The sequence below is a fragment of the Nostoc sp. MG11 genome, from assembly GCF_014904695.1.
Lineage (GTDB): Bacteria > Cyanobacteriota > Cyanobacteriia > Cyanobacteriales > Nostocaceae > Komarekiella.
The window spans coordinates 261,036-286,842 of sequence record NZ_JACXXN010000007.1 but is presented as its reverse complement, the minus strand read 5'-3'; the positions used below and the strand labels follow the sequence as shown (position 1 = coordinate 286,842).

The window sequence follows — 25,807 nt, the reverse complement described above, 5'->3', positions numbered from 1 at the left end:
GGTGTGATTATGGCTAAATTTTACCTTGTTAGTTGCCGGATTAACTGCTTGAGATTTTCTGGACTCAGGATAACTTCTACTTCTATCTGTTGCGTCGCATCCCGTAAAGTAAGAATGTAGTTGTCACCGGATGGATTGTATGAGTACTCAGGATTTGTTATGGAAATTGTCTTATATGAGATGGACGGCAAGCCGACGCGAATCACAAGTTCTTTTTGGGACTGGGGAAAAATGTATAAATATTGGCGGAGGCTATCAAGTATAAGTTGATGTGGTGTGGTATTACGTTCTTGAGACGAATCAGGTTTATGCCAATAAAGAGTAATACCACGAATTTCTGGCTGGGCGATAACAAAGACTTCATCAAACCGCTTTGGTTCCCAATCAAGTTGATCTACTTGAATATTTTGGGGAATTATTCGTTGTTGCCAGGTGATTTCTTTGCCGTTGAGGTTTGTCCACCATTGGCGGATGGTAGCTAAGTAATTGGGATTTTCTGGATTGCCGCTACCTTGTTGCCAGACTGTTTTCAGTTGCGTCATTGGTTACAAAAAAGCACAGAGGCTTGCTTGTTATGTTCTTCTTTTAGCTTCCAGTTTAAACAACACTTGGGTGTGTCTGATGTGGGAGACATAAACATTGTTGTTGATTATCTAAAAATCTCTTGGCTGACTTGGCGCAAGCCTCTAATGCGGTTAAAAATTAATAACATGGACTTGCCAATTATTTACCACCCAGATTATATTGCCCCACTACCTGAAGGGCATCGCTTCCCGATGTCCAAGTTCCGACAACTCTACGAATTGCTGTTAGCTGATGGTGTAGCGAATCAAGAACAATTTCACACCCCCGAACGTCCACCGCAAGAGTTGATAGAGTTAGTCCACACTCCAAGCTACGTTCAAGCTTACTGTGAGGGAACCCTAGATCCTAAAGCACAACGGCGCATCGGCTTGCCTTGGAGTCCAGCACTGGTGCATCGTACCTGTATAGCGGTTGGTGGTACAATACTCACTGCTAAGCTGGCACTAAGTCAGGGTTTAGCTTGCAATACTGCTGGTGGTACTCATCATGCCTTTCCCAGTTATGGGTCTGGTTTTTGTATTTTCAATGATTTAGCGATCGCCTGCCGCGTTTTACAAAAACTCGGACTTGTCCAAAAAATCTTGATTGTAGACTTAGATGTTCATCAAGGTGACGGCACTGCTTTCATCTTCCAAGATGATGAGAGTGTTTTTACTTTCTCCATGCACTGCGAAGTCAATTTCCCCGGTACTAAACAAAAAAGCGATTTGGATGTTCCTTTGCCAGTGGGAATGGAAGATGATGCTTATCTGCAAACTTTAGCAAAGTATCTATCAGATTTATTATCAGAAGTTAAGCCAGATATAGTATTTTATGATGCTGGAGTTGATCCACATATAGGCGATCGCCTGGGAAAATTAGCTTTAACTGATGCTGGCATTTTCCGGCGAGAAATGCAGGTTTTAAGTACATGTATGAGTGGTGGTTATCCTGTAGCTTGCGTAATTGGTGGTGGTTACGCCGATGATATGAAGTCTCTCGTCTGGCGGCACTCTCTCGTGCATCGCGCCGCCAGTGAAGTTTATCGGCAGTACCAACCATAATGAAAAAAATGCTTTAACGAACCACAGAGGCGTTGAGAGTGCAGAGAAGAAATAAGAAAACGCGTACAGACTCAGAAGATTGGGGTTATGTCTTAGTAGGTTCGACAATTGATCGGTTGATCCGCAATCTAGAAGGTGAAACTGCTTTAGAATCATATCCTGAGTTTTGGCAGCGACGCGATCGCGCCAACGAGTTAATGTTGGAATGTTTTGGTAAGCCTTGTCTCTTCTATGTGCGTCGCAAGGGTGCTGGGAAAGAGCCAAAACAAGAAATTTGGGATTTGACAATAGCGACAGATCAAGATGATTTTCAATTACCCGCAAGACTTAAGAAGCTGGGAAAAACATTAGGATTTAGAGCAGCTGTACAAAAAGACGGATACGGCGGTTTAAAGATATTCTCTGCTCATCTGCTACAAACCTTACGAGGAAGCGCTGATAGTTATGCTACGCCTTATTGCTTGCGTCTGTTGCCTAGCTATCAGCATCATATCAACATTCCGCCAGCAACATTGAAACGCATAGCAACCACGCCAGTTTGTGGCGATCATGTGCCTACAGAGGATCAGCTTAAAGCTTGGAAAGCATTTTTGCAAATTGAAGAAAAAATCGCTAAAGCTCGTCAGTTTTGTGTGCGTTACGTGAGTCACAACTATAGCTTTAAAAGGCGAATCAGTTTTGAAATTGATGTAGCCTCAGCCACCCTTGACGGCTCTAATGAAAATCCCCTCGATGTAGAAAACTTCTGGGAACGAGTAAAACGGGCAAAAAACGAAGAAATTAAGCTTTTCGAGACTGCTCCTACCGGAAAAAACTGGCAAAATAGCCGTCAACTAGGGTCTATTGAAGAAGTTGACCCCAAGCGTTGCATTATCAGCGTGAGGCTAGAACGCGATTTAGCTGAATACATGGCAACAGAACGCTATCAATTACCAACCACCGGATTCTTATGTTTCGAGGCAATTGGTGACATTAAACAGATTCAGCGCAAGAAAAAAGCCTTAGACGACTTGAATAATGGTTATACGCAGAATCCTTATTTGGGCAACTTCTTATTCGACGCCTCCCAAGCAAGACCTATTCAAAAAACTATCGAACTTCAACCACAAGATTTGTTGTTATCCTCTGCTAATCCTGGTCAAAAAGCAGCAGTAGAAACGGTGCTTTCTGCTAAAGATCTTGTTCTTATTCAAGGGCCACCAGGTACAGGCAAAACTACCGTAATTGCCGAGATTTGCTATCAAGTTGCGCTTCGGGGTGGTCGCACTCTAATTGCTTCTCAAGCTAACCTAGCAGTAGATAACGCCCTGAGCCGATTAGTTCACAACCCAGTAATTCGGGCTGTGCGAAAGGGACGAGCGGAGAAAGTTGGCGAGGAAGGACAGCCATTTTTAGAAGACCAAGTGATTGGCGGATGGCTGGAAAATACTGCTACTGACTGCGAAAATAATCTTACCCAACGACTCCATAATGTAGAAAACTTCCGTCAATTACTAACATCATCACAACGTTTCACAGCATACCTAAAAGCAGAAAAAGAATTCAATCAAAAACAAAATGAATTTAATAAGGGCAAGCAAGACTTAGAGGCAAACTATAAAAACCAAGAAATAGCTTATAAAGAAACTGAAGTTAAAAAAAGTGAGGTTGAATCTCTAATTGCGGGGTTAGAAAACCTGCTAGATACTACACAAAATATAGATTGGGAAGCTCCAGAAGTTACGAATTTTTTGCCGCGCCTTCAGCCATACACAGAAGATAACACTGTAGTAAAAGACTTTTTGGCAAATGTTCGTAAAGCCATCAAGTATACTGAGGAACTGGGCTTTGTCCGCCCCGCGCGTGGTGCATTTGGATTGGCGGTTTGGTTGCGTGAGACTGTAGCGACTGAAGTTTGTGAATTTAAAACGGCGTTTAGTCATGCTCAGAATGCGACTGTGGCTATGTCAGAGATTGCAGCCTTGGTGGAGGTTATTAAACAGAATTCTACTTGTTTGAATCAGCTACAAACAGATGGACAGCAATTACTTAGTAAACAGAAAAATTTAGAGCAAACACTCCAAATTTGGCAAAATCGCAAACGAGAAATAGACTATATTATCACAGCAGTTAAAGAATGGAAATCTACAGCATATTCTCATCTATATCAAGTCTTAAAAGATTGCCAGAAATCTAATCTCCCATTAACAGATAATTTGGTAGATTTACCACTAGGCTTGTTAATGTTTGCTAATACATTAAAATTATCAATTGTGCCAAAAGGGTATCAAATCAACCTACCGGATTGGGAGTTGTTGATAAAGGCAATGTCTTATGAAATAGAGGGAGGTTTTACTGACAGACAAGGTAAGCAGTATAGTTTTAGTTATTTTATACAGCAAAATTTCAGGCAAATTCCAATAGTGCTGTCAAAGAGCGATGCCTACGGCGGGCTTTGCCTACGCACCCAATGGCAAGAGACTTACCAGCAGTTTAATAATTATCAACTACTCACCCAAAAACAGCGAAAATTACTGGTTGAGAATACCCAGCTTTTCTTAATTAGAATGCAACAAACTTATGGCACATCATGGGAATGGGATAACATAGACTCTACTCTTACCCGGATTACCCAAGAATTAATAGATATCATCCTAGCAAATACCCGAAAATGTGTTTTACAAGTCAAAGCTGAAACCGAACAACAACTTCAAAATATACAAAACCAATTACAAGAACTTCAAAAAAATATAATTAATCAACAGCAAATATCTACTACTCAATCTCAGGTAGAAACAGCAAGACAAGATGCTAATTTAAAACTTGAACAAGTTATCAATATTCTGCAAGAAATCACTCAACAGCAAAACGTACCTCCTCAATTACCTACTTTAGCGGAACAATATCTCGCAAACCAATCAAATATTTGGGAGAAGCACCAAGAATTTTCAACGCAAGTGCATTCTTGGGAAAATAGCAGAAGTCAGCTTGAAAGTTTGATTTATTTATTAGAGCCTTTTGCTATATTGGAAACAATCAAAAACTCTTTGTCTGAGCATTTCTTAAGGTTAAAAGAAGAAGCTGCAATTTATATACAGCAACTCGAAAAACTCCAAATAGAATTACGTGAATTAGAAAAAGAAACAGAGCCACAGCTATCAGAAAAATTACTAGCAGAAAGAAACTGGTGGCAGATAACATGGCAAGCAATACCTGATAAATTTAAACCAGATACTTCTGTTACAGATTTGTTTAATCTAGATTTTTTACGCACTATCAAAGCTCAGTTTAAATATTGGCAAAAGCAACTTACTAAAGACGAAACTCATCTCAATCGATATCAACACTTTGTCCAAGATTGGATTGGAAAATTAAGAAATCCAACTGAGCGCGATCGCAACGATTTAAGGCGAATATATTTAGATAATGCCAACGTCGTCGGTATTACCTGCGTTCAAGCAGCAGGTCGAGATTTTTCTGAAGAATTCAAATACTTTGATGTTGCGATAATTGATGAAGTAAGTAAGTGTACTCCACCAGAGTTATTAATCCCAGCCCTGAAAGCTAAAAAGTTAGTAATGGTAGGTGATCATCGACAATTACCACCAATGCTAAATACTAGCACTTTAGAAGAAGTTGCTCAAGCAATTGGCAGTCCAATAGAAGAACTAACATTCTTAGAAGAATCACTTTTCAAAAGCCAGTTTGAAACTGCTGATCAAACCATCAAGCAAATGTTAAATACCCAGTATCGAATGCACCCATTTATTATGGGAGCAATCAATCAGTTTTATGACGGTAAACTGGAATGTGGCATTTTAGATCCTGACACAAAACGCGCACATAATTTGGCAGGTAAAATAATTCAACCAGACCAGCATATTATTTGGGTAAAAATGCCTAGTGAAAATGAGTTTCAAGAGCAACGTGAAGGAACTTCTTTTTCTAATATTCGAGAAATTGATGTGATTGAAAATCTGTGTCAGCAGTTCGAGAGTGCTTGGGCTTCTAGAGTTGCTAATGGTGCAAAAAAAGAAATCGCCGTAATTACATTTTATGGCGCTCAACTAAGAAAAATTGATGAACGCCTGCAATCTGAACTTTTCCCTTCGCTGGAAATTCGCACAGGAACAGTTGACAGATTTCAAGGGATGGAAAGACCTGTTGTAATTGTCAGTATGGTTCGTAACAATAGTAAAGGAGATGTAGGATTTGCCAAGAAGCCAGAACGGGTAAATGTTGCTTTTTCCCGCGCTCAAGAACTCCTGATAATTGTGGGTTGTCACGATTTATTTACCCATCAATTAGGAAAAATCGGAAGTATGTATTCTGAAGTTTCAAATATTGTAAAGCGTCATGGAGGTTTCGTTGATGTTTCTCGCATCTTCAGCTAAATCTATTACATTGTCACAAGCAATAACTAGAATTTTCACGGGAACACGGTACAATCCAGAGGAACTTTTATTGATACCAACGCGGGTTAAGGATGGAAGCAAATTTTCTGACGGCTGTTTTTCTGCCCCTAGCTCTATTTATTATCATGTTAGGCATGGGGTTAACCTTGACCCTAGAGGACTTCAAGCGAGTTGTAATCTATCCCAAAGCGGTTGTGATTGGCTTGGCGGCGCAGTTGATCATGTTGCCGATTGTGGACTTTGGCATTGCGTCGGTGTTTCCCCTTGACCCACAATTAGCAGTAGGTGTGATGATTTTAGCAGCCTGCCCCGGTGGCGCTACTTCTAATATGATTACGTTTTTGGCTGGGGGTGATGTTGCTCTTTCTGTAACCCTAACAGCTATTAGTAGTATAGTTACGGTTTTTACGATTCCTTTGGTAATAAATTTGTCAATGCAGACATTTTTGGGGCAAGGAACAACGCTACAGTTACCTTTTTTAAACACCATTTTGCAGATTGCGGTGATTACACTTCTACCTGTAGCAATTGGGATGATAGCCAAGCGGTATGCACCCGGATTGGCAGACAAAGCAGATAAACCTGTGAAGTGGCTATCCTTATTTTTCCTGGCGGTGGTAATTACTGGAGTGCTGCTGCGAGAACGGAATAATTTTATTTCTTATGTAATAGATGTGGGCTGGGCAACTCTGGTTTTGAATGTGATGGCAATGGCTTTAGGTTTTGCGATCGCTACTTTCACACGATTAGGAGAAAGATGTGTTACGGCAATTACAATAGAAGTAGGAATTCAAAATGGGACTCTGGCGATCGCGATCGCTTCTAGCCCTACGCTGCTGAATACTCCCACAATGGCCATTCCTGGGGCAATTTATAGTCTGCTAATGTTTGTGACTGGTGCTGGATTTGCTTGGTGGGCTAGTCGTCGCCAAGGCTTGTTGAAAACATAAAAGTAGTTTGCCTCATGGGTTACAAGTATTTGTACAAATTAAATTATCCAATCTTGTTCCGTTGATGTTTCTCGCCTCTTCTGCTAAACCTATTGATAGCAAACTCAAGAATTTCGTGGACGAAATTGAAGCGCAAAGTCCTAGTCTATCGGTTTTAGCAGCGCGTCAATTACGCTATAGTTTGTATCAGACTCTTCTAGAAGCAACTATCAAAGAACCTCGCGAGTTTAACGTATTAGAAGAATTTATTATTCGTGCAGGTATTGAATTGGATCCTCCTCCAACAGAAGATGAATTAGCATCTATACTTGGTCTTGATCCTGTATTTGTCCGCAGTACTACTGCAACTCTTCAGACGTTACAAACTCTATCACTAACATCGCCAATTACAGTAACTCCTGAAGGACGTTTATTTTATGAGAAAGGGTCTGTCCCACAGCCTCCATACTCCGTACAGATTTATGCCATTTCAGATCCTTTAACTGGAAAACTTACTTTTCAATCTGAAGCTTTAAACGAGGAACTAGTAAAACTGCCTGATTTAACAAATTTTGTAAATATTGATAATATAATTATTGATATTTCTTCTTTGCCTATTGAAGAAATTCAGCAAAATATTCAGACTTCAGATTTAGCACTTCATGTGCCACAAGATAGAAAAATAGTTGTTTCTTGTAAAGCAATATCTGTAACTAAAAAAGTTGCGGCAACTATATCTATTTTCGTTACATTCGATGCACTTGAAGATAAGTTAAGTGTCCAAATAAGAAATGGTAAGCAAATTTTAGAGCCTGAAACAAAACGGCTGGAAGTCCTACTATCCGAAGGTAAAATATCCTTGCAGGCGTTGTGTGAATTATCAAACGAAACCATCAATTCTGAGCGTAAGTTAATTCTTGATCATAAAAACGCAGAAATTGAAGCTAGAGTTGAAAAAATTCGCCAAAAGGCATTAGAAACCGCTACACATACTAGTAGAAAACAAAATTATTCCACTGTAGCAGGAACAGCTATACAGTTACGTGATGGACAAATTTCTCAAGCTTTTTCAAAAGTTTTAAATTCGGCAAAACATCAAGTTATCATCTATTCACCTTGGGTTAGTAAGGTAACTATAAATGACGAATTCCTAAATTTATTACAAAATTTGGCTAATCGCGGAGTTTGGATTTTGATTGGACATGGAATTGCGCGACAACAAGAAGATGAAGATAAACCAATACTATTAGAAGTAGAGGAAAAACTTCGAGCGATAAAAACACCTGATGGATTGCCGTCTGTACAAGTTTTTTGGTTGGGAGATTCTCATATCAAAGAAGTAATAGTTGATCGGGAAATCCATCTTTGCGGCTCTCATAACTGGCTTTCTTATCGTGGTGACTATCTACCACGAGGCGAGTCAGTCTATAAAGTTACAATTCCCCAGCAAGTCCAGGAAGCTTATGAATTTCTTGCTCATCGTTTCCAAAACCATGCTCAAGAATTATGGAAAAATGCTCTAGAAAACCGCAATTTTCAACTAGCTGTAGAACCTTTGTGTGTGTGGGGTGCGCTTGGTATGGAAGACATCGCACTCAAAGAGATAGAAGAAAACAACTGGCTGGAACTTTTACCAATGTGGTTGAATGTGGTTCTTCAAAGTCTAAGAGCGAAAAACGTATTAGATTTAGTAATTTATAGAAAAGCACTTACGTTGCTGAATCAGGTTTCAGGTGAAGAAGCTTTTATTGAATTATTGCGACAAGGATGGCGTCAAGTTATAGGCGCGATCGCAACTAACAATCCTGAAACTGCTTTAAACTTACTCAACAATGAAGTATGGTTGCAATTTTTACGTCTCAATATTACCCAAACAAGTGATTCACCTACTAATTTCATATCGCAATATGTGGAGCAGCAGCAAGAAAAGGAGACTAAGTTAGTCAAGGGAGGACAAATAAATAAGAAAACCAAGAAAAAAGTAAATAGCTAAATCAATTCTGCATTTTAGTGCATAATCAAGAATCATAGACCATAGATCATAAAGTGGATTTTTTTCTCCTATCAATACTCATCATTATTCCCCGGAGATAAAATAAAAACTATATTTCTAACTTTTTGCTTAACTGATTTTTAACTTTCTTATTCACTTAGATGTATATGCAGAGATTCGTTTAATTTGATACAATTTATAAGCTGGGAGAGCCAAGGAGTAATTTAAAGTGGTCTTATCAAAAGGCTTTGAGATTGAGATGTACACTGGCACACCTCAAGGTGAAATCGTTGGTCTCTCCGACAAAATTGTCGCAGATTTGGATGGATTTGTGCGTGAGCCAGATAGCCGCAACGTGGAATACATAACTCAACCATCCCATAATTATGAGAACTTGTTGTGTGCCTTGCTGCGTCCTCGGCGGGAATTGCGAAATTACCTCAACCGCTTGGGCGATTACACCCTGATACCAGGGAGTACCCTTTCTTTGGGTGGTAGCGATCGCTTTCTTCGTTCCGATCCAACTAATCCCTATCACGACTACATCGAGAAAACCTACAATACGAAAGTAGTCACCGCTAGCGTACATATCAATATAGGCATCAGTGACCCGGAAGTATTAATGCGGGCGTGTCGCGTGATCCGCACAGAAGCACCCCTATTTCTTGCCCTCAGCGCCTCATCTCCCTTCCTCGATGGCAAAGCTACTGGCTATCATTCCACCCGTTGGGGCGTCTTCCCGCAAACACCCACCCATGTACCGTTATTTGCTAGCCACACCGATCATATTCAGTGGGTAGAACATCAACTGGCTGCCGGTACAATGCAAAACGTGCGGCATCTTTGGACATCAGTGCGACCAAATGGCGATCGCCGTCCCTATGACTTAAATCGCTTAGAACTACGGATTTGCGATTTAGTCACAGATCCAATTGCCCTGCTGGCGATTTGTGCCTTATTAGAAGCGCGTTTATTACAAATAATCGAAAATCCCAACATCGACCCGTTAACCCAAAGTACCTTCTCTCCCGAAGAACTGATTACTCTGGCTGCTAATAACGAAGCTGCTGCTGCTATAGCTAGTCTTGATGCCCATCTCACACATTGGCAAGATGGTAGAAGCATTCTAGCTAGAGATTGGATTGCTGAAATCTACCAAGACGTTTGGGCGATGGCTAAACAAAATGGCTTTAGCTGTTTCCTTTCCCCGATAAACAAAATCCTCCGCGAAGGTAATGAAGCCCAACAGTGGTTGCAGTTACATGCAGTTGGTTTTGACACCCAGCGGGTCATCACTCAGGCTATTGTTGCCACCCAAGAACGCGAAATCGAACTCGAAAACAAATTGTGTTCGTCTTTGATGGCTTAACATCTGCTGCCGTCTGACAAATGGTATATTTTCTTGGAGTTGCTGGTATTTGATAAAGATACTGGCAACTACATTATGTAGTTGTCCAAGCATACTCTCAGATAATGTTCTGAGATTATTTATTGTTTATTTTAAAAATCTAATCGATGGCGATCGCTTGGTGATTATTAATAAAACCTATATATCACCTCTACCCTTTGGTAGATTTCACATTCATAATATATTATTTTATACAATACGTAAGTTTCCCGAACAATGCCTCAGGTAGTCTTAGTTAACCCGCAAATCCCTCCCAACACAGGTAATATTGCCCGTACTTGTGCCGCTACAGGTACGGAATTGCATTTGGTGGGCCCTTTGGGATTTGAAATTAGCGATCGCTACCTTAAAAGAGCTGGTTTGGATTACTGGCCGTACGTCAAGCTGCACTATCATGAATCGCTAGAAGCCTTTAAAATCATACATCAAGAGCGTGGAGGAAGATGGTTAGGTTTCACGGTCAGTGGAAGTTTTAATTACGTCAGCTTTCAGTTTCAAGCAGATGATTGGCTGCTGTTTGGTAGTGAAACCACAGGTTTAACACCAACCATCCTCTCCGCAACTGACGCTAACCTATACATTCCTATGGCCCAACCAGGAGTTCGCAGCTTGAATCTGTCAGTAAGTGTAGCAATTGGTTTGTTTGAAGCCCGCCGCCAGTTAGGTTATTTACAATAATTTTTAGCGTTATTCACAACTTTTTAAGTATAAATATTTAAGCTTTGCCAAAATTTTACTGAGCAAGTGAATTTTAGCAGCAAACATCTCTTTTGTTACAGCAATAATCTTAGTTAATATACTTAAATTGAAATTTATGGTCAAATTGTAGTAGAAGATACTTACGAATAGGGGAAGGATATTATAAGAAATTTGTATATAAAATTCGGGGCAATACCAAATTTGAATGATAGATTTTGATGAATTTGAATCATCCTAAATTCAGGAACAAAACCGGGAAAACCCAGTCTTATGATGTATTTCAGCTATTTTGACTCGATGAGCTTGGGAAAGTAGCCCAAAAGTAGCTGGGAGTTCATACGGTTGTTTTTTAGGGAATAATCAACGTAAAGTCTCGTGTTGGGAAGACGGATTTAGTAGAAATATCTTGAAGATATCTACAGTAGAGGACAACGCTTTTCCAGAAGTCGCGGCAGTTTAATTCCTGGCAGCGACAGTGGACTTGGCAAATGTGTGTTTGTCTAGTCACCGCAATTGAAGCAAGACAAGCGCGGACAACTGCAAAGAGCAAAACCAAATGTCTCAAATGTGTGAAGTGTGTGAGGAGTGGTTCGGACAAGTAAGTATGGCAACTTTAAGTTTTGCTAATAAGTATGAACTTGTCTAAATCAGAGAAGCAGGTTAATCTTGCTTAAGCATCTCTGGTGAATTGTGATCTTGATCTATCGTTCGTTGTGATCTAAATCATTGACTAGTATCCAGCTGAAAAATCGAGATCAGTTAAGCGCTAGTGATCATAGGAGGTCGTCTTTGAAACGAGCATTGAAAAAGAGAGTGAAGGCTGTGTTGAAAAATACCCCTAGTAGCGATGATGCCCCGGTAGAAGAGCTAAATGTGATTAATCCAAAAGTTAACCGCCGGGTGCGGACAAAAGCTGCCATGATTGGCTTGGCAATCTCGATGGGAGCAACCAGCCTTTTGGTGACTCGACAAAGCGATCAAGCCCAAGCAGCTGCACCTGTAGGTAGCCAAAAAGCAACCTCAACAATTCCGGCTGCTCCTGACACTGAGGTGAAATTTGCCTCCACAAAGCTGGAGTCCCGAGCCGTCTCATCAGCGAGCGTGCCTGAAAATCCTGTCATAGTGGAACCAACAGCAGTTTCACAAGTGCCTGGGCTTGAAGCTAAATGGCAAGTTGCGGCAAGTGGAATGTCTGTACAAGTTCCTGTATCAGAAACACTTTCCCAAACAACTTATAAAAATTCCATCTACCTAAAGTCACAAGTAGCACAGGGACTAAGCAATACTTCAGGTAATACTGGTTTCCAAACAGTCAACAAGCTATCTGAGACGACACAAAAATCCTCTAGCACTGACAGTATTACTGATGGTAGAAACACATCCCTGACTGCTCGACCACAAGCATTGGCATCTGACACAGCAAACGGGGAAATTAATGCACAACTTAAAGCACAACAAGAGTTTGCACTAAATCGCTTACAAGAAAAATCGAACCGTTTAAGAAAGAGCCTGGCGGAGTTGCGGTCTGGGGAGAGCAAAAATTTATCACAAGCTGGTATTGAGTTGGCGCAGTCATCGACTGTAGTTGAGAAAACTGTATTAACCCAATCGGAAACAACGGCTGATGCAAGCAAAGCCAGTCTGATATCGAGGTTAAAACAAAAGCAAGAGACGAATGCTTCTGTTCAGCAAGTAACAACACCTGCACCAGCTACACCAACAGTTGTGGCATCAGCTTCAACAGCATACGAAGTTAAGCCTGGAGATACACTAGCAGCGATCGCTAACCATCACGGCACTTCAGTATCAGAACTAGTCAAGGTAAATAGTCTTAACAACCCCAACCAATTGCAAATCAGTCAAAAACTGATTATTCCCACTGCTCAAGTTGACACAACTGTACCGTTTAAGCCCAGTTTTAGGCAGTCCAGTAGCACTGCCAAATTAGCCACTAATCCTGTGAACACAGCTGGCGTCAACTTAAACCTACCTGTTGCTTCACAACTACCAGTTATTGCCGACAACAGCAGTATTCCCGTCCCTACACCGACAACTGCGAACAATCAGATTCAGGCAAATACTAACCTCGCTCCAAAAACATCTTCTAACACCTCAACTTCTCGTGGCGTCGGTGGAGATATTCCACCAACAGCTTTTGCCGAAATACAACTGCCTAAAAAACCGGCTCAAAAGGTAGCAAGGGCAAAAAATGAACGTCTGCAAAGCTTACAAGCGGAAATCCAGAGATTACAAGAGAAATATCGCGCTCAACAGTCTGGAAACTTAGTTGTACCAGAAGCTACCGAAACCAATAATATTGCTGCGGTACAGATTCCAGTTTCTAGTCCTAATAATCTCAGTTCAGTATCTAACTTTGCTTCTCGACCAACTAATCTTGCTATACCGATTCCAGTTCCGACACCCATTGGAACTACAAGCTATAGCGCCCAACCCGTTAAGCCTCAATTCCGTGCTGCTAGACCCACTAGTGAACCAGTAAATCCAGAATTCTTGCCCAATCTGCCCAATCTAGGGCCTGCTAGTCAGTGGACTCCCTCTCGCATTCCATCTAGCACGAAGATAGCAACGCCACCCGCTGGTGTAAACTCTTCTGATTCCCTAGGAAGGATGCGAGGAACTACAGTTTCTCCACAGCTACCGATACCGCCTTTGGCAGCAGTAGATCAATACCTACCCCGGTCAATTGACGAAACTGTACCCCCCCCATCTACTTCGTCTGTAGCTTTTACTTGGCCAGCGAAGGGTGTTCTTACTTCTGGCTATGGCTGGCGCTGGGGAAGAATGCACAAAGGAATTGATATTGCTAACTCCACTGGTACGCCAATTATTGCCTCAGCAGAGGGTACAGTAGAAAAAGCTGGCTGGAATAGCGGTGGCTACGGCAAACTCGTCGAAATTCGCCATCCTGACGGTAGCATGACTCGCTATGCTCATAACAGCAAGATTCTGGTGCAACCTGGTCAGCAGGTAAGCCAAGGATCAACAATTGCTTTAATGGGTACCACTGGCCACAGTACTGGTCCACACAGCCATTTTGAAATTCATGCATCAGGCAAGGGCGCAGTTAACCCAATAGCCATGCTTCCCCAAGAACGTCTCTAATTCTTAGTTGTCTCTATCGAAAAAATTGCTTTGTTTGTTGAGGGAGGTAAACTCCCTCATTTGCTGTCTATCATCTCAATAGAAAGAAACTTAGCAATAGAAAAATTAATCGCAAAACAAACTAGCCTTAAGCAAATTTGTGTGCTAGGCTAGATAACGATGTAAATAAATTTGGCTCAGTAGCTCAGTTGGTTAGAGCACGGGACTCATAAGCCTGGGGTCGTTGGTTCAAATCCGACCTGAGCCATTTAAAAGTTATGAGTAGTAAATGCTGAGCGACAAGTGAGTCTAGACTAGCCTTGATTACCCTTTAGCAGGGAGTTTTGACTCTAAATTTAAAAACTAGCTCTAATACTCAGCAACTCAAAACTCAGCACTATTTTATGTGGCGGATCACTTCAGCAACAGACCAAGCTTGAGCGATCGCACCTCTGGGTGTATGAGGTGGATCGCCATCGAAAATCTCAGAGATAGAGCCAAGGCAAGCATCAGATAGGAAATGATTCAGCAGGAGTTGCCAATCAAAAGGTAGTGGTTGATTTGGGTAAAACCGTTGCCAAGCAAGAATATAAGGGCCAATCAGCCAACTCCAAACAGTACCTTGGTGGTAGGCGTGATCGCGAGCATGGGGGCCGCCCGCGCACTTCCCTATGTATTCTGGATCGCCTGGATCAAGGCTACGAAGACCATAAGGAGTAAGTAAGCTGGTGGTTGCTAGATCCAATATTTGGCATCCTTGCTGTGGAGAAAACCCACAATGGTGCAGCGACAGTGCCAAAACAGCATTGGGACGAATTTGAAAATTTCGGCGATCGTCCGGTTCGATAGTATCGTACAAGTAGCCTAGTTGCGGATTCCAGAACTTTTGTAGAGAGAGTTTCACTTGTTGTGCTTGCTGGGCATAACGCTGCGCTTGCTTAGCTAGACGAACTGGTTCGCCAAATTGAAGCTGGCTCAGGCGTTCTGCCCACTGACTAACCCAACATAAAGCAGAATACCAGAGCGCGTTGATTTCCACAGGCTTTCCGCAACGAGGAGTGACGGGTTCTGCTCCAATCACTACATCCATCCAGGTAAGGGCTACACTGCGAGCATCCCAACCAATCAGCCCATCAGTGGCATCAGCCTGAATATTGTAGCGCGTACCACCAACAAAAGCTTTGTGGATTTGCTGCACTATGGGAAATTGCTCTGCCAGAAATTGCCAGTCTTGGGTAGCTTCTAAATAAAGTCCTAAAGTTTCAATCCACCACAGGGCTGCATCAATACTGTTATAAGACGGTTCGCCATCGACATCAGGAAATGTATTAGGAATTAAACCGTTGCGACAGTAATGCCCAAAAGTTCGCAATAGTCCTTTTGCCAGATCAAAGCGCTGTGGAACTAGCGCTAACCCCGGTAAGGCAATCAAGGTATCACGCCCCCAGTCATCAAACCAGTGATAACCAGCAATGATCGTGGGGCCAGCAATTGAAGCTCGATAGACGATAAATTGATCGCCTGCTTTAAGTAGTTGCTGCCAGGTTAGGGACTGAAGGAGTGGGGGAGTAATTTTTAATTGTTCTTTCCCCTCCTCTCCCTTTCTCTCTATGTGCCCCTCTTCTTGTTTCCCCCATCCAAAAATCTGAGAGAGTCGTTCTTGATCTGCTTCTACTGCTTCTGCAAAGGTTTCAGGGGTGAGGATACCTGCCAATGGATCGGGAAAACCTACCCGTGCTTCTAGAGTCACTGTATCTCCGGGCTGGAGAGTGACACTCAAGTAACCAGGGCTGTAGAGGTCTTCGCGATCGCTTAATCCCCGTTGCGTCTCTTCTGGTAATCCATAATTCCAATACCAAACTGCATCTGGTTGATAGTTGCCTTGTGTCCAGCGCAAGTGCCAAGTTGTGCCGAAGTGCCCAGCATTTATCGCTTGTAGACATACTTGTTTTTGCCCTAGCAATTGCGAGAACTGCAATTCTGGACTGGCAGTTTGCTGGCTGTGAAAGCCGCGATCGGCGATTAACAGTCGCAGGCGTAATATTGCCGCGTCAATTCCCTCATAGCGATATTGAATCAAAATCCTGTGGGAAAATTGGGATTGGGCATTGGTCTGTTCTACTTCCCCCCTCTCGCCCCATTTTCCCAACTTCTCCTCTGTTCCCACTAACCCGTAAGGCATTACCAATTGTCTAGCTAGCTGCCAATTATCCTTGCCCCAAATCCATTTTGGAACTGGGTTAATATCAAAACAGCGCAGCAATTCATAGCCTGTCGGCTCAATCTGACGATTGCTCCAAAAATTTGTCCCCAGAGCCACAACTTCCCCTAGTACTTCTAAGCTAGCTTCTAAGTGGGAAATCAGCAGAGTGCGCCCAGAAGGCGGGTTTGTAGCGGCAAATAGCCAACCGTGATAAGTGCGTGTACGAACATCAGAAACCGTACCACTGGCAAAACTTCCTAAGCCATTAGTAAGCAACCATTCTCTTGTATCTAAATCAGCCATTTGCTACTCAAAATCGTTATGACTATGATATAGTCGTAACAGATCGTAATTAAACTGTGAGAGCGCAGACGGGTGAGTAAAACTTACCCGAATTCCGACGCTACTAAATGGATATAAGTTGAAGGAGAAATAAGTTCATGTCCCTCACTTACGGAACAGAAGGAAGCCTTCGCGTTGGTCAACAGGCTCCCGATTTCACAGCAACGGCTGTGGTAGATCAAGAATTTAAGACAATCAAACTTTCCGATTATCGCGGTAAGTATGTCATCCTGTTTTTCTATCCCCTAGACTTTACCTTTGTTTGCCCCACTGAAATCACAGCATTTAGCGATCGCTACGAAGAATTCAAGAAAATCAATACAGAAGTCCTTGGGGCTTCTGTAGATAGCGAATTCTCTCACCTCGCTTGGATTCAAACTGATCGCAAGTCTGGTGGAGTCGGCGACCTGAATTATCCTCTAGTCTCTGACATCAAGAAAGAAATTAGCGCCGCTTATAACGTACTTGACCCAGCAGCAGGCATTGCCTTGCGTGGTCTGTTCATCATCGACAAAGATGGTATCATACAGCACGCCACTATCAACAACTTAGCTTTTGGTCGTAGTGTCGATGAAACCCTGCGGACATTGCAAGCAATTCAGTATGTACAGTCTCATCCTGACGAAGTTTGCCCAGCTGGTTGGCAACCAGGTGATCAAACAATGGTTCCTGACCCAGTGAAGTCGAAAGTCTACTTCGCTGCTGTCTAAATTACGCTTGCTATTAACTTCAACCGAGCCTACTGCAAGTTGAAAGCACAATTATTATAACCACAGATAAACACAGATACATATTAAACAGTATCAACCCCCGTGTCTATCTGTGGTTTTTTCGTAAAATAGTATTTAAATAATCAATGATAAAAGTATGCTGACTTCAACTGATTTTAGTGGTTTATTAAATAAACGTTTTTTCCACAATTTTTTACCAGTTCCAGCTACAAATAAACTCAGATTGGGAGTAAACACGCCAGATTTTCAACTACCAGATATTACCAACGGAACGTTAGTAAAATTATCTGATTATCAAGGTAAGCAACCAGTGTTACTTGCCTTTACTCGCATTTTTACTGAAAAGCAATATTGCCCCTTTTGCTTTCCTCACATCAAAGCTTTGAATGAAAACTATGAGCAATTTAAAAATCGTGGCGTAGAAGTTTTGATGATTACTAGTACCGACGAGCGGCAGAGTCAAATAGTTGTTAGGGATTTAGGTTTAAAAATGCCATTGCTGAGTGATCCTAGTTGTCGAGTATTTCGCACCTATCAAGTGGGGCAAGCACTGGGAGCGCCTTTACCAGCACAGTTTATATTAGATAAAGAGGGAAAACTTCGCTACTGGCATTTATTTTCTTTCCTGGATCACAACGCTAGTATTGAGACATTGTTAGAACAATTCGATTTAGTTTAAATTGTAGTCAAGGTAATGCCGTGTCAGTTTAGGAAACTCTTATCATAACCAAAGTACCTGTAAAACTTTATTGATTCGCTTTTTCGGCTCTTTATTACCCTGTAGGTGGAAGCTTTTAAGTCTTTGATAGCGCCATAGAATGCAAATTAAAAGATTAAAGTAAATTCATAAACAGTAGGTGTAGAGACGCGAAATTTTAATTCATGCCGCTTTGCTAACGCGTCTCTACATTGCAAAAATCGTCATAGCCTAACCTGTTGCAAATGGCTGCGGGGATTATAAGTACGTATAGCCCGAATTTTTTCATAATACTCCCGCTCTTGTTGGCTAAGTTCTTTTGGTGGAACGATCGCCACCTTCACCAACTGATCACCGCGTCCACCTTTGGCTAGAGGCCAACCTTTACCACGTAAACGCAAGGATTGACCAGAGCGCACCCCCGCAGGCAACTTAACATCAACTGTACCATCAGGTGTGGGTACATCAATAGATGCTCCAAGAGCGGCTTCATCTGGGGTGATTGCTACTTCACAGACAAGATTATCGCCTTCAATTTGGAAGAACGGGTGCGGTTGTAATTCGATTTTTAAGTATAAATCTCCTCGTTGTTGGGTCATTGGGTTAACTTGACCTTTGCCCCGCACACGTAGACGAGTACCCGGTTTAGCTCCTGCGGGAATGCGAACATCTAGTGTTTCATTGCCTAAACTAAAGCGCTTTTGCACACCATGAAACGCTTCCGAAAAAGTAAGAGCGATCGCAGCTTCACTATCTTGGATTGCGCCCCCACCTGCATCCTGAAAACCAAAATCGTTAAAGCCACCAAAACCACTTGGCGCACTTGTAGAAGTGCGGTAAGAGTAGCTTTGTCGCCCACTACGAGGAGTACTACCACCGAAACGTCCTAGCAATTCATTGATAAACTCATCAAAATTGCCGTATTGACTGAAGTCAAAGCCACCCATATCGACGCCGACACCGCCGGACGGGAAACCTTCACCAGCCTGTTTCCAATATTGACCAAATTGGTCATATTTTTTGCGCTTGTCTGGATCTGATAAAACTTCGTAGGCTTCGTTAACTTCTTTAAAGCGTGCTTCAGCCTGTTTGTTGTTTGGGTTAACATCAGGGTGAAACTTGCGAGCTAGTTTACGAAAGGCTTGTTTAATTTCCTCTGGACTGGCAGTCTTACTAACTCCCAAAATAGCGTAATAGTCTTTAAAGTCAGTTGTAGCCATCTACCAGCCTCCTAATATAAATTCCCTTATATTTTTTTAAGATATGAGATTTGTTGTTTGCCAGGTATAATGCCAAACAAAAATACTCTGATTTTAAATTAACAAACAATACAGAAAAGCAAGTGTGGTTCTCGCTCACCATGTCAGCGCAATTCCCGTACTCTCATCATCCTTTTAAGTGAATTAGGCAGTCTATTCCTTCTTCTAGGCTTGGGGGAGCATCCCGGAGTTGACGGTGCATCCGCAAGATAATTTCTTCAGGAACCTGGCGTGATCGCCTTTTATTACGTGCCAAACACAGCCAAACTGGCGTATCCACCCAAATCCCAGTTATGTGAGTAAAGCCCACATCCTGGGCTAGGGCGATCAGTTCACGGCGATGGCGTCGCTGGGCGTTGGTGGCGTCATAAATTGCCGTCTTATCTACGGCGATCGCTTGCTGAAATTGCCGCTGAATTTCACGCCAAATCAGCAGCCACGGCCCTTGAATTGCTTGTGAACCGAACAGTTGCCCCCGAATAGCATCCGTACAAATTAGCTGCATTTGGGGGCATTCTGTCAGTAATTGTTTTGCCAAAGTTGACTTACCGCTACCAGGAAGGCCAATCAGCAAAATGAGTTTAGTCATGAGTTAACAGTCCAAAGTCCAAATTATTCAGTCTTGACTCTTGACCCTTAACCCTTGACCTCTGACCCTTGACCCTTGACTAAATGATAGTCCCATCAGGAATCACAGCATTTTTTAGCACAACAACAATGCCACTACGGATGTAGAAACCTTGACTTTCGCGGTCGGCTTCTTGCACATTATCCTTATTGATAATTTTGACATCATGACCGATGCGGGCGTTTTTATCGACGATCGCACGCCGGATGATCGAGTCTGTACCAATGCCTACGGGAATATCACCTTTTTCTAAGCTACATTGGCGTTCTACATAAGGTTGATAAAAGTCTGCACCCATGAGTAAGGACTCTTCAATGATGCAGCCAGATTCAATCCGCGATCGTACTCCTAAAACTGAATGTTGAATGCGACAGTTTTTCAAAATACAACCTTCGCCAATAATTGCTTCTGTGATGTGGCAATCTAAGAGTTTACTCGGTGGTAAGTATCGAGCACGGGTATAAATTGGTGCTTTTTCGTCATAGAAGCTAAAAGGTGGTTGTGGTTGGCGAGTCAGCTCTAAATTTGCATGATAGAACGCATCGATTGTTCCAATATCTTCCCAGTAGTCATCAAATAAGTATGCTTGAACGTTGTAATCTTTACTGGCATCAGGAATAATTTCTTTGCCAAAATCAGTTCGTTCTATAGATTCTCTCAACAACTTGAACAAAACATCTTTCTTAAAGACATAAATCCCCATTGAGGCGATGTATGGCTGTAATTGAGCTTGTTCTTTTGTTAATCCCAGTACACTGGTATCAACACGCATTTTAATTAAAGCGTCGCCTTTGGGTTTTTCGCTAAAGTCAATTACCCTACCGGAATCGTCAATTTTCATCAAGCCAAAATCTGAGGCGCGGCGCTCGTCAATGGGGATGACTGAGAGAGTAATATCAGCACCCGTTTCCCTATGGCGCTGGATAAATAGACGATAGTCCATGCGGTAGAGATGATCACCTGAGAGGATCAGATATTCTTCTGCATCCCATTCTTCCATCAGCCATAGGTACTGGCGTACAGCATCGGCTGTACCTTGAAACCAGTTAGGATTTTCTGGCGTCTGCTGTGCAGCGAGTACTTCTACAAATCCATCGCTGAAGCCAGTAAAGTTATAGGTACGCGCAATGTGACGATTTAGAGAAGCTGAGTTAAATTGTGTCAGGACATAGATTTTGAATATTTCGGAATTTATGCAGTTACTAACCGGGATATCGATTAAGCGGTACTTCCCTGCTACTGGTACTGCTGGCTTAGCGCGGAGTTTGGTTAACGGATAAAGCCTAGTACCCGCACCACCGCCAAGAATGATTGATAATACCTTTTTCACAAAAATTCTCCCGACTGCCTTTCAACTCTCATCTTCAGTTTAGGACTGTATGCGGCAGCTGGTAAGGGGGGATCGAAGATTCTAAAGAGTGAATTTTACAAAATGCTATTAGTGATGAATAGCACTGCTACAACTAAAAATATTAGAACATTTGTATTGATTGGTAGGAAAAATTGGGGAGCGATCGCTAAGTTTAATAAATAATCAGACAATTCATTAGCCTCACGCAGAAAATAAAAGTTTGAGATATTAAATTTTGAAATATCATATCAAACGCCCAAACTGCCCATATCTCTCCTTTTAATCAAACGCAATTTTTGCGACAGTGTTAGATACTGCACCCAAGGTTGCTCTGATAATTGCGAGATGGCATCTGGTGAAAGTGTTGCGGTGAAAACATCTTGACCATTGGTGACACCGCTGACGCCCAAGCTTTCTAAAACAGCAGTTGCAGCGGGGTCTGCAATTGATTCAGTATGGATGAAAACCGTCAAACTCTTTTCTTCTGAGTCATGAACGTTATTTAGCGCTGTAGCAAGAGCCGTGTCTAGCTTCTCATAATTCATAAGCAGTTCCTTGGTAAAAGGGCAGGCACTTGTGAGCTTGCTATACAATCAACCTATCAAATTTATGGGTTATCATTGCCTACCCTTATACAGACGTAGATATACGCGCTTCTCAATCTAATTACAGATTTAATGCATTAATCACTCCATAGCCCCATTTGTTATCAAATGTTCCTGCGGCTTTTCCTGGAATAGAACTATTCTTGCGTAGCAAGTCTTTAACAGCAGCTGGATCAAGCTTGGGGTCACGCTGTAACAGCAGTGTTATTATGCCGGTAACGAACGGTGTCGCCATGCTTGTACCAGCCATCGCTACAAACTTGGAATTAACCGTCATCGAACGGTCAAAATTGGCATTAGAGGAAAGCGTAGAAATAATCATCGCTCCCGGTGCTGCCACATCAGGCTTTTGGGCCTGATTCCGCAGAGGGCCTTCACTGCTGAACTCAGAAATGCCATGTAATTCCATACCCATTTCTCGCGCCTGAGCATCAATATCGGTGTAATTACATTTAGTAGTATAGGCGGCTACTGTAATCGCGCTGGTAGCGGCTCCTGGTGATCCAATTTTCACTGAGTCCTTGACACTTTGACCCGTAAAAAACACTGACGACGAATCATCTAGTGTCCACACATCCAAACGGGTGTCGGTTGAGGAAGTATTACGTACTCGCAACTGCCAAATACCTCCTTGTACTGGCGTTTTGCCTTTACCACGAACTTGTACAAAGAAATTATGGTCGCCATTAACTGGGTCGGCTCCTGGTGTAGCCACTTGTACCTGTGCATCTGGCAAATCATAATCTTGTGTGGGATTGCCATTAGCAATAATTTTTTGGAAGGGTGTGACGAAACCGTTGGGGCCGCGCACCGACACTTCCAACTCACTGTTCCTGGAATACCAAGCATTTAACCAAACTATACCTACTTGATTCAGAGGAACATTAAAACGCATACCACGCATACTTTTGGCGGGTATGGTTGCTTGACCATGAATATTGTCGTTACCCTCGTTCCCGGCTGCACAGCAAACAATCCGTCCAGGGCCAGTTTCGGCATCAATGATTTTTGACAATGAGTCGCTACCGTCGTGACCATCTGCGTGTCCACCTAAGCTGAGATTCACTATAGCAGGGCGTCCTAACTCACTTGCTACTCGGAAAATGTAGCGAATGCCATCGGCAATGTGGGCATCTTGCAAGTCAGTCTTGATGATAATCAACTCTGCGTCTGGTGCTACACCACCATAAGTGGTATCAGCACCGGCGGCAATTCCGGCAACGTGCGTACCATGACCATCAGTATCCTGGGAAATTGTCAGTTGTGTTCCTGTAAGTTCAGCTCCATAGCTGCCCTCTATGACTCCTGGACCTGGCAGCGTTTGATCCCAAATGCTTAAAATCCGCCCATCAAAGGCAGGATGCTTTGAGTCAATACCACTGTCTATGATGCCGATGATGACTCCTTTACCAGTTAATCCAGTTTTGCTCTTAAAATCTGGTATGTGGACTGCTCCAGGTGCAACGTCCATTGCTAGCTTAAGTTTGCGCGATGGTTTGAGGCGCTGGACAGCAGCTTCTTCAGATAAGGCATCTAGACTATCTATCGGTAAGTAAGCTGTCCGCACACTCCCTGTGTTTTGATTGACTTGAATACCATATTGTGATAATTCACTCAAGTCTGCTTCAGCATTGCAGTAGATAAAAATGACGCTCTTAGTAGGCTTGACGGTATTTTTAGAGGTAACTATACCAAGCGATCGCTTATGCGTAATTAAAGCTGGCTCTCCTTCACTTTGATAGTCATGATATGCCAAAAGTAATCCGGGAGAAAGTTTTTCGTGTCTCATTTTTACCTCAAATTTAATTTTTTGGGAGTCAAGAGTTAAAAGAAACGATATTTTGAATTCTGAGTCTTTTTGTGTAACTACGACTGGATGCAACTTGGTATAACTCACATTGCTGGATTATGTCTTCCTCAAGGGGATTTTAACTGGCTAGTGCAACATCTTTGAGCAGCCACATTCGACTATTACCAGTAATTTTCATGAGCTATGAGACTAATCCAGTATCTACCTCAGTTGTTACGGATAACTTTAAGTGCAAAATAATCAAGAATTATGAAGTAATAACTAAAAATGATGATATTGGTAAATATTAAAAACAATAAATAAGAGTAGTCAAAACAGTTAACACTAATAAAAATTGCGTAAAAATCCAAAGTAAAAGGTATAGCAGAGAAAGCAAGGAACAAGAAGGACAAGGAGACAACTGACTCTTGACCCTTGACCTTTGACTTTTGACTATTCCCCAATTTTCTATCATAAGTAAGAGCCACAAAGAAGCTAGTATTTGCAACGATCGCTTCTGAAGGTACAAAGAGTAATTCATGCAAATTCAAACACCAGACTGGGTGAAGCACGCTGTTTTCTACCAAATTTTTCCAGACCGCTTTGCTAGAAGCAAACAGCCACGCAAACGGCTGTTGCATGAAGCCCGTTGGGAAGATTGGGATGCTATGCCAACACTCCAAGGTTATAAAGGCGGCGATTTATGGGGCATCTTGGAGCAATTAGACTATATACAAGACCTGGGAATTAACGCGATTTACTTCACACCCATTTTTCAATCTGCTAGTAATCACCGCTATCATACCCACGATTATTATCTAGTTGACCCGATGCTGGGGGGCAATGAAGCTTTTAAAGAATTACTAGATGCAGCCCATCAACGAAATATCAAAGTCGTTCTCGATGGAGTATTTAACCATTCCAGCCGTGGCTTTTTCTTTTTCCACGATGTTTTAGAGAATGGCCCCCATTCCCCTTGGGTAAATTGGTTCAAAATTGAAGACTGGCCCTTGTCACCCTACAATGGAGAGTTTCCTGCTAACTACGCGGGTTGGGCCGGAAATCGGGCGTTGCCAGAATTTAACCACGACAACCCCGAAGTACGGGAATACATTATGGAAATTGCCGAATATTGGATTAAATTCGGCATTGATGGTTGGCGCTTAGATGTACCATTTGAAATAAAAACTCCTGGTTTTTGGCAAGAATTTCGCGATCGCGTTAAAGCCATAAATCCTGACGCCTACATTGTTGGGGAAGTCTGGGGAGATTCCTGTGAGTGGTTGGATGGAACGCAATTTGATGGCGTGATGAATTATCTTTTTGCCGGGCCAACAATTGCCTTTGCTGCTGGCGATCGCGTAGTCTTAGAACAAGTCCAAAGCCGCGACTATCAACCCTACCCACCCTTATTTGCGGCTGAATACGCTACCAAAATCCAAGAAGTACTGCAACTTTATCCTTGGGAAATTCAGCTGACTCAACTCAATTTGCTAGCAAGTCACGATACAGCGCGACTGATGACTATTGCTGGTGGTGATAAAGCCAGTGTGGAATTGTCAACTCTACTAGTACTCACCTTTCCAGGCGCTCCTAGTATCTATTATGGTGATGAAGTTGGTTTACCTGGTGCTATAGATCCAGACTCACGTCGCGGCTTTCCTTTAGAAGCTAACTGGGATCGAGAAATTTTCGATACTCACCGCCAATTAATTGCCCTGCGTCATGCTTATCCGGCCTTGCGTACAGGTGATTACCAGGTTCTATATGCTCAGGGAGAACTTTACATCTTTGCCCGCACTTTAGACAAAGAAGAATTAATTATTGCTGTTAACGCTGGTACAGCTTCAGCAAAAGCGAATGTAGATATCGCAATGCACACTCAACCCAACAAGCTTTTATATGGCACTGCTGAGGTTGAGTGGAATGGTAAAGAAACTCAGCAGTTGACGTTGACTGTTCCCGCACGCAGTGGTTGCATTCTGGGTGTAGGGTAACGAGGACTAGGGACTCTTAACAGGGGGAAAAGGTTAAAGGGTAAGAGTATAC

17 protein-coding genes and 1 tRNA gene are annotated in these 25,807 nt (G+C 42.4%); 11 read left to right on the top strand and 7 right to left on the bottom strand.

What is annotated here, in order from left to right; genetic code table 11:
• Positions 1-20: 20 nt before the first annotated feature.
• Positions 21-542 carry a hypothetical protein gene (locus HCR01_RS13830; RefSeq protein WP_193196725.1) on the bottom strand — a complete coding sequence of 174 codons (522 nt, stop codon included), beginning with the start codon at positions 540-542 and terminating at the stop codon, positions 21-23.
• 168 nt (positions 543-710) lie between these two features.
• Here HCR01_RS13830 and HCR01_RS13825 point away from each other — a divergent pair, with 168 nt between their 5' ends.
• The 8 genes from HCR01_RS13825 to HCR01_RS13790 all read left to right on the top strand — a co-directional run bounded on the left by HCR01_RS13825 (position 711) and on the right by HCR01_RS13790 (position 14,421).
• Positions 711-1,628, top strand: a complete 918-nt coding sequence (locus tag HCR01_RS13825) for a histone deacetylase (protein ID WP_193196764.1) — start codon at positions 711-713, stop codon at positions 1,626-1,628.
• A gap of 38 nt (positions 1,629-1,666) precedes the next feature.
• Entirely contained in the window at positions 1,667-6,001 is a 4,335-nt protein-coding gene (locus HCR01_RS13820) for an AAA domain-containing protein (RefSeq protein ID WP_320073112.1), read from the top strand.
• Between the two features lie 92 nt (positions 6,002-6,093).
• Positions 6,094-6,972, top strand: coding sequence for a bile acid:sodium symporter family protein (locus HCR01_RS13815; RefSeq protein WP_193196723.1), 879 nt, complete (start codon positions 6,094-6,096; stop codon positions 6,970-6,972).
• Positions 6,973-7,036: 64 nt separating this feature from the next.
• Positions 7,037-8,944, top strand: coding sequence for a hypothetical protein (locus HCR01_RS13810; protein WP_193196722.1), 1,908 nt, complete (start codon positions 7,037-7,039; stop codon positions 8,942-8,944).
• 229 nt (positions 8,945-9,173) lie between these two features.
• Positions 9,174-10,313 (top strand): glutamate--cysteine ligase, encoded by a 1,140-nt coding sequence (gene gshA / locus HCR01_RS13805; protein WP_193196721.1) that lies wholly within the window; start codon positions 9,174-9,176, stop codon positions 10,311-10,313.
• 255 nt (positions 10,314-10,568) lie between these two features.
• Complete coding sequence (locus HCR01_RS13800) at positions 10,569-11,030, top strand: tRNA (cytidine(34)-2'-O)-methyltransferase (protein ID WP_193196720.1); 462 nt, start codon at positions 10,569-10,571, stop codon at positions 11,028-11,030.
• Positions 11,031-11,840: 810 nt separating this feature from the next.
• A complete protein-coding gene (locus HCR01_RS13795; protein ID WP_193196719.1) occupies positions 11,841-14,174 on the top strand; it encodes a peptidoglycan DD-metalloendopeptidase family protein in 2,334 nt (777 codons plus the stop codon).
• Between the two features lie 173 nt (positions 14,175-14,347).
• Positions 14,348-14,421 (top strand) — tRNA-Met (locus HCR01_RS13790).
• A 129-nt stretch (positions 14,422-14,550) separates the two neighbouring features.
• On the opposite strand, the gene HCR01_RS13785 is transcribed toward HCR01_RS13790, so the two are convergent.
• Positions 14,551-16,659, bottom strand: a complete 2,109-nt coding sequence (locus HCR01_RS13785; protein WP_193196718.1) for an amylo-alpha-1,6-glucosidase — start codon at positions 16,657-16,659, stop codon at positions 14,551-14,553.
• Positions 16,660-16,796: 137 nt separating this feature from the next.
• Here HCR01_RS13785 and HCR01_RS13780 point away from each other — a divergent pair, with 137 nt between their 5' ends.
• Both HCR01_RS13780 and HCR01_RS13775 read left to right on the top strand, forming a co-directional pair.
• On the top strand, positions 16,797-17,408 hold the full coding sequence (locus HCR01_RS13780) for a peroxiredoxin (RefSeq protein WP_193196717.1): 612 nt from the start codon (positions 16,797-16,799) through the stop codon (positions 17,406-17,408).
• A gap of 157 nt (positions 17,409-17,565) precedes the next feature.
• Positions 17,566-18,108: a peroxiredoxin family protein gene (locus tag HCR01_RS13775; protein ID WP_193196716.1), complete on the top strand. Its 543-nt coding sequence runs from the start codon at positions 17,566-17,568 to the stop codon at positions 18,106-18,108.
• 242 nt (positions 18,109-18,350) lie between these two features.
• Here HCR01_RS13775 and HCR01_RS13770 read toward each other — a convergent pair whose 3' ends face one another.
• The 5 genes from HCR01_RS13770 to HCR01_RS13750 form a co-directional block, all read right to left on the bottom strand.
• Positions 18,351-19,346, bottom strand: a complete 996-nt coding sequence (locus tag HCR01_RS13770; protein ID WP_193196715.1) for a DnaJ C-terminal domain-containing protein — start codon at positions 19,344-19,346, stop codon at positions 18,351-18,353.
• A gap of 166 nt (positions 19,347-19,512) precedes the next feature.
• Positions 19,513-19,974 carry an AAA family ATPase gene (locus HCR01_RS13765; protein WP_193196714.1) on the bottom strand — a complete coding sequence of 154 codons (462 nt, stop codon included), beginning with the start codon at positions 19,972-19,974 and terminating at the stop codon, positions 19,513-19,515.
• A gap of 79 nt (positions 19,975-20,053) precedes the next feature.
• Positions 20,054-21,343 (bottom strand): glucose-1-phosphate adenylyltransferase, encoded by a 1,290-nt coding sequence (locus HCR01_RS13760; RefSeq protein ID WP_193196713.1) that lies wholly within the window; start codon positions 21,341-21,343, stop codon positions 20,054-20,056.
• 269 nt (positions 21,344-21,612) lie between these two features.
• The gene (locus HCR01_RS13755) at positions 21,613-21,909 is read right to left on the bottom strand and encodes a hypothetical protein (protein ID WP_193196712.1); all 297 of its coding nucleotides are present in this window, start codon (positions 21,907-21,909) and stop codon (positions 21,613-21,615) included.
• Positions 21,910-22,030: 121 nt separating this feature from the next.
• A complete protein-coding gene (locus HCR01_RS13750) occupies positions 22,031-23,758 on the bottom strand; it encodes a S8 family peptidase (protein ID WP_193196711.1) in 1,728 nt (575 codons plus the stop codon).
• A gap of 539 nt (positions 23,759-24,297) precedes the next feature.
• Here HCR01_RS13750 and HCR01_RS13745 point away from each other — a divergent pair.
• Entirely contained in the window at positions 24,298-25,755 is a 1,458-nt protein-coding gene (locus HCR01_RS13745; protein ID WP_193196710.1) for a glycoside hydrolase family 13 protein, read from the top strand.
• The last annotated feature ends 52 nt before the right edge of the window (positions 25,756-25,807 follow it).

Coding starts and splice junctions, on each gene's coding strand:
- HCR01_RS13755 (WP_193196712.1), bottom strand. CDS start 21,909: ATGAATTATGAGAAGCTAGACACGGCTCTTGCTACAGCGCTAAATAAC.
- HCR01_RS13750 (WP_193196711.1), bottom strand. CDS start 23,758: ATGAGACACGAAAAACTTTCTCCCGGATTACTTTTGGCATATCATGAC.
- HCR01_RS13770 (WP_193196715.1), bottom strand. CDS start 19,346: ATGGCTACAACTGACTTTAAAGACTATTACGCTATTTTGGGAGTTAGT.
- HCR01_RS13815 (WP_193196723.1), top strand. CDS start 6,094: ATGGAAGCAAATTTTCTGACGGCTGTTTTTCTGCCCCTAGCTCTATTT.
- HCR01_RS13825 (WP_193196764.1), top strand. CDS start 711: ATGGACTTGCCAATTATTTACCACCCAGATTATATTGCCCCACTACCT.
- HCR01_RS13745 (WP_193196710.1), top strand. CDS start 24,298: ATGCAAATTCAAACACCAGACTGGGTGAAGCACGCTGTTTTCTACCAA.
- HCR01_RS13765 (WP_193196714.1), bottom strand. CDS start 19,974: ATGACTAAACTCATTTTGCTGATTGGCCTTCCTGGTAGCGGTAAGTCA.
- HCR01_RS13780 (WP_193196717.1), top strand. CDS start 16,797: ATGTCCCTCACTTACGGAACAGAAGGAAGCCTTCGCGTTGGTCAACAG.
- HCR01_RS13775 (WP_193196716.1), top strand. CDS start 17,566: ATGCTGACTTCAACTGATTTTAGTGGTTTATTAAATAAACGTTTTTTC.
- HCR01_RS13785 (WP_193196718.1), bottom strand. CDS start 16,659: ATGGCTGATTTAGATACAAGAGAATGGTTGCTTACTAATGGCTTAGGA.
- HCR01_RS13800 (WP_193196720.1), top strand. CDS start 10,569: ATGCCTCAGGTAGTCTTAGTTAACCCGCAAATCCCTCCCAACACAGGT.
- HCR01_RS13830 (WP_193196725.1), bottom strand. CDS start 542: ATGACGCAACTGAAAACAGTCTGGCAACAAGGTAGCGGCAATCCAGAA.
- HCR01_RS13810 (WP_193196722.1), top strand. CDS start 7,037: ATGTTTCTCGCCTCTTCTGCTAAACCTATTGATAGCAAACTCAAGAAT.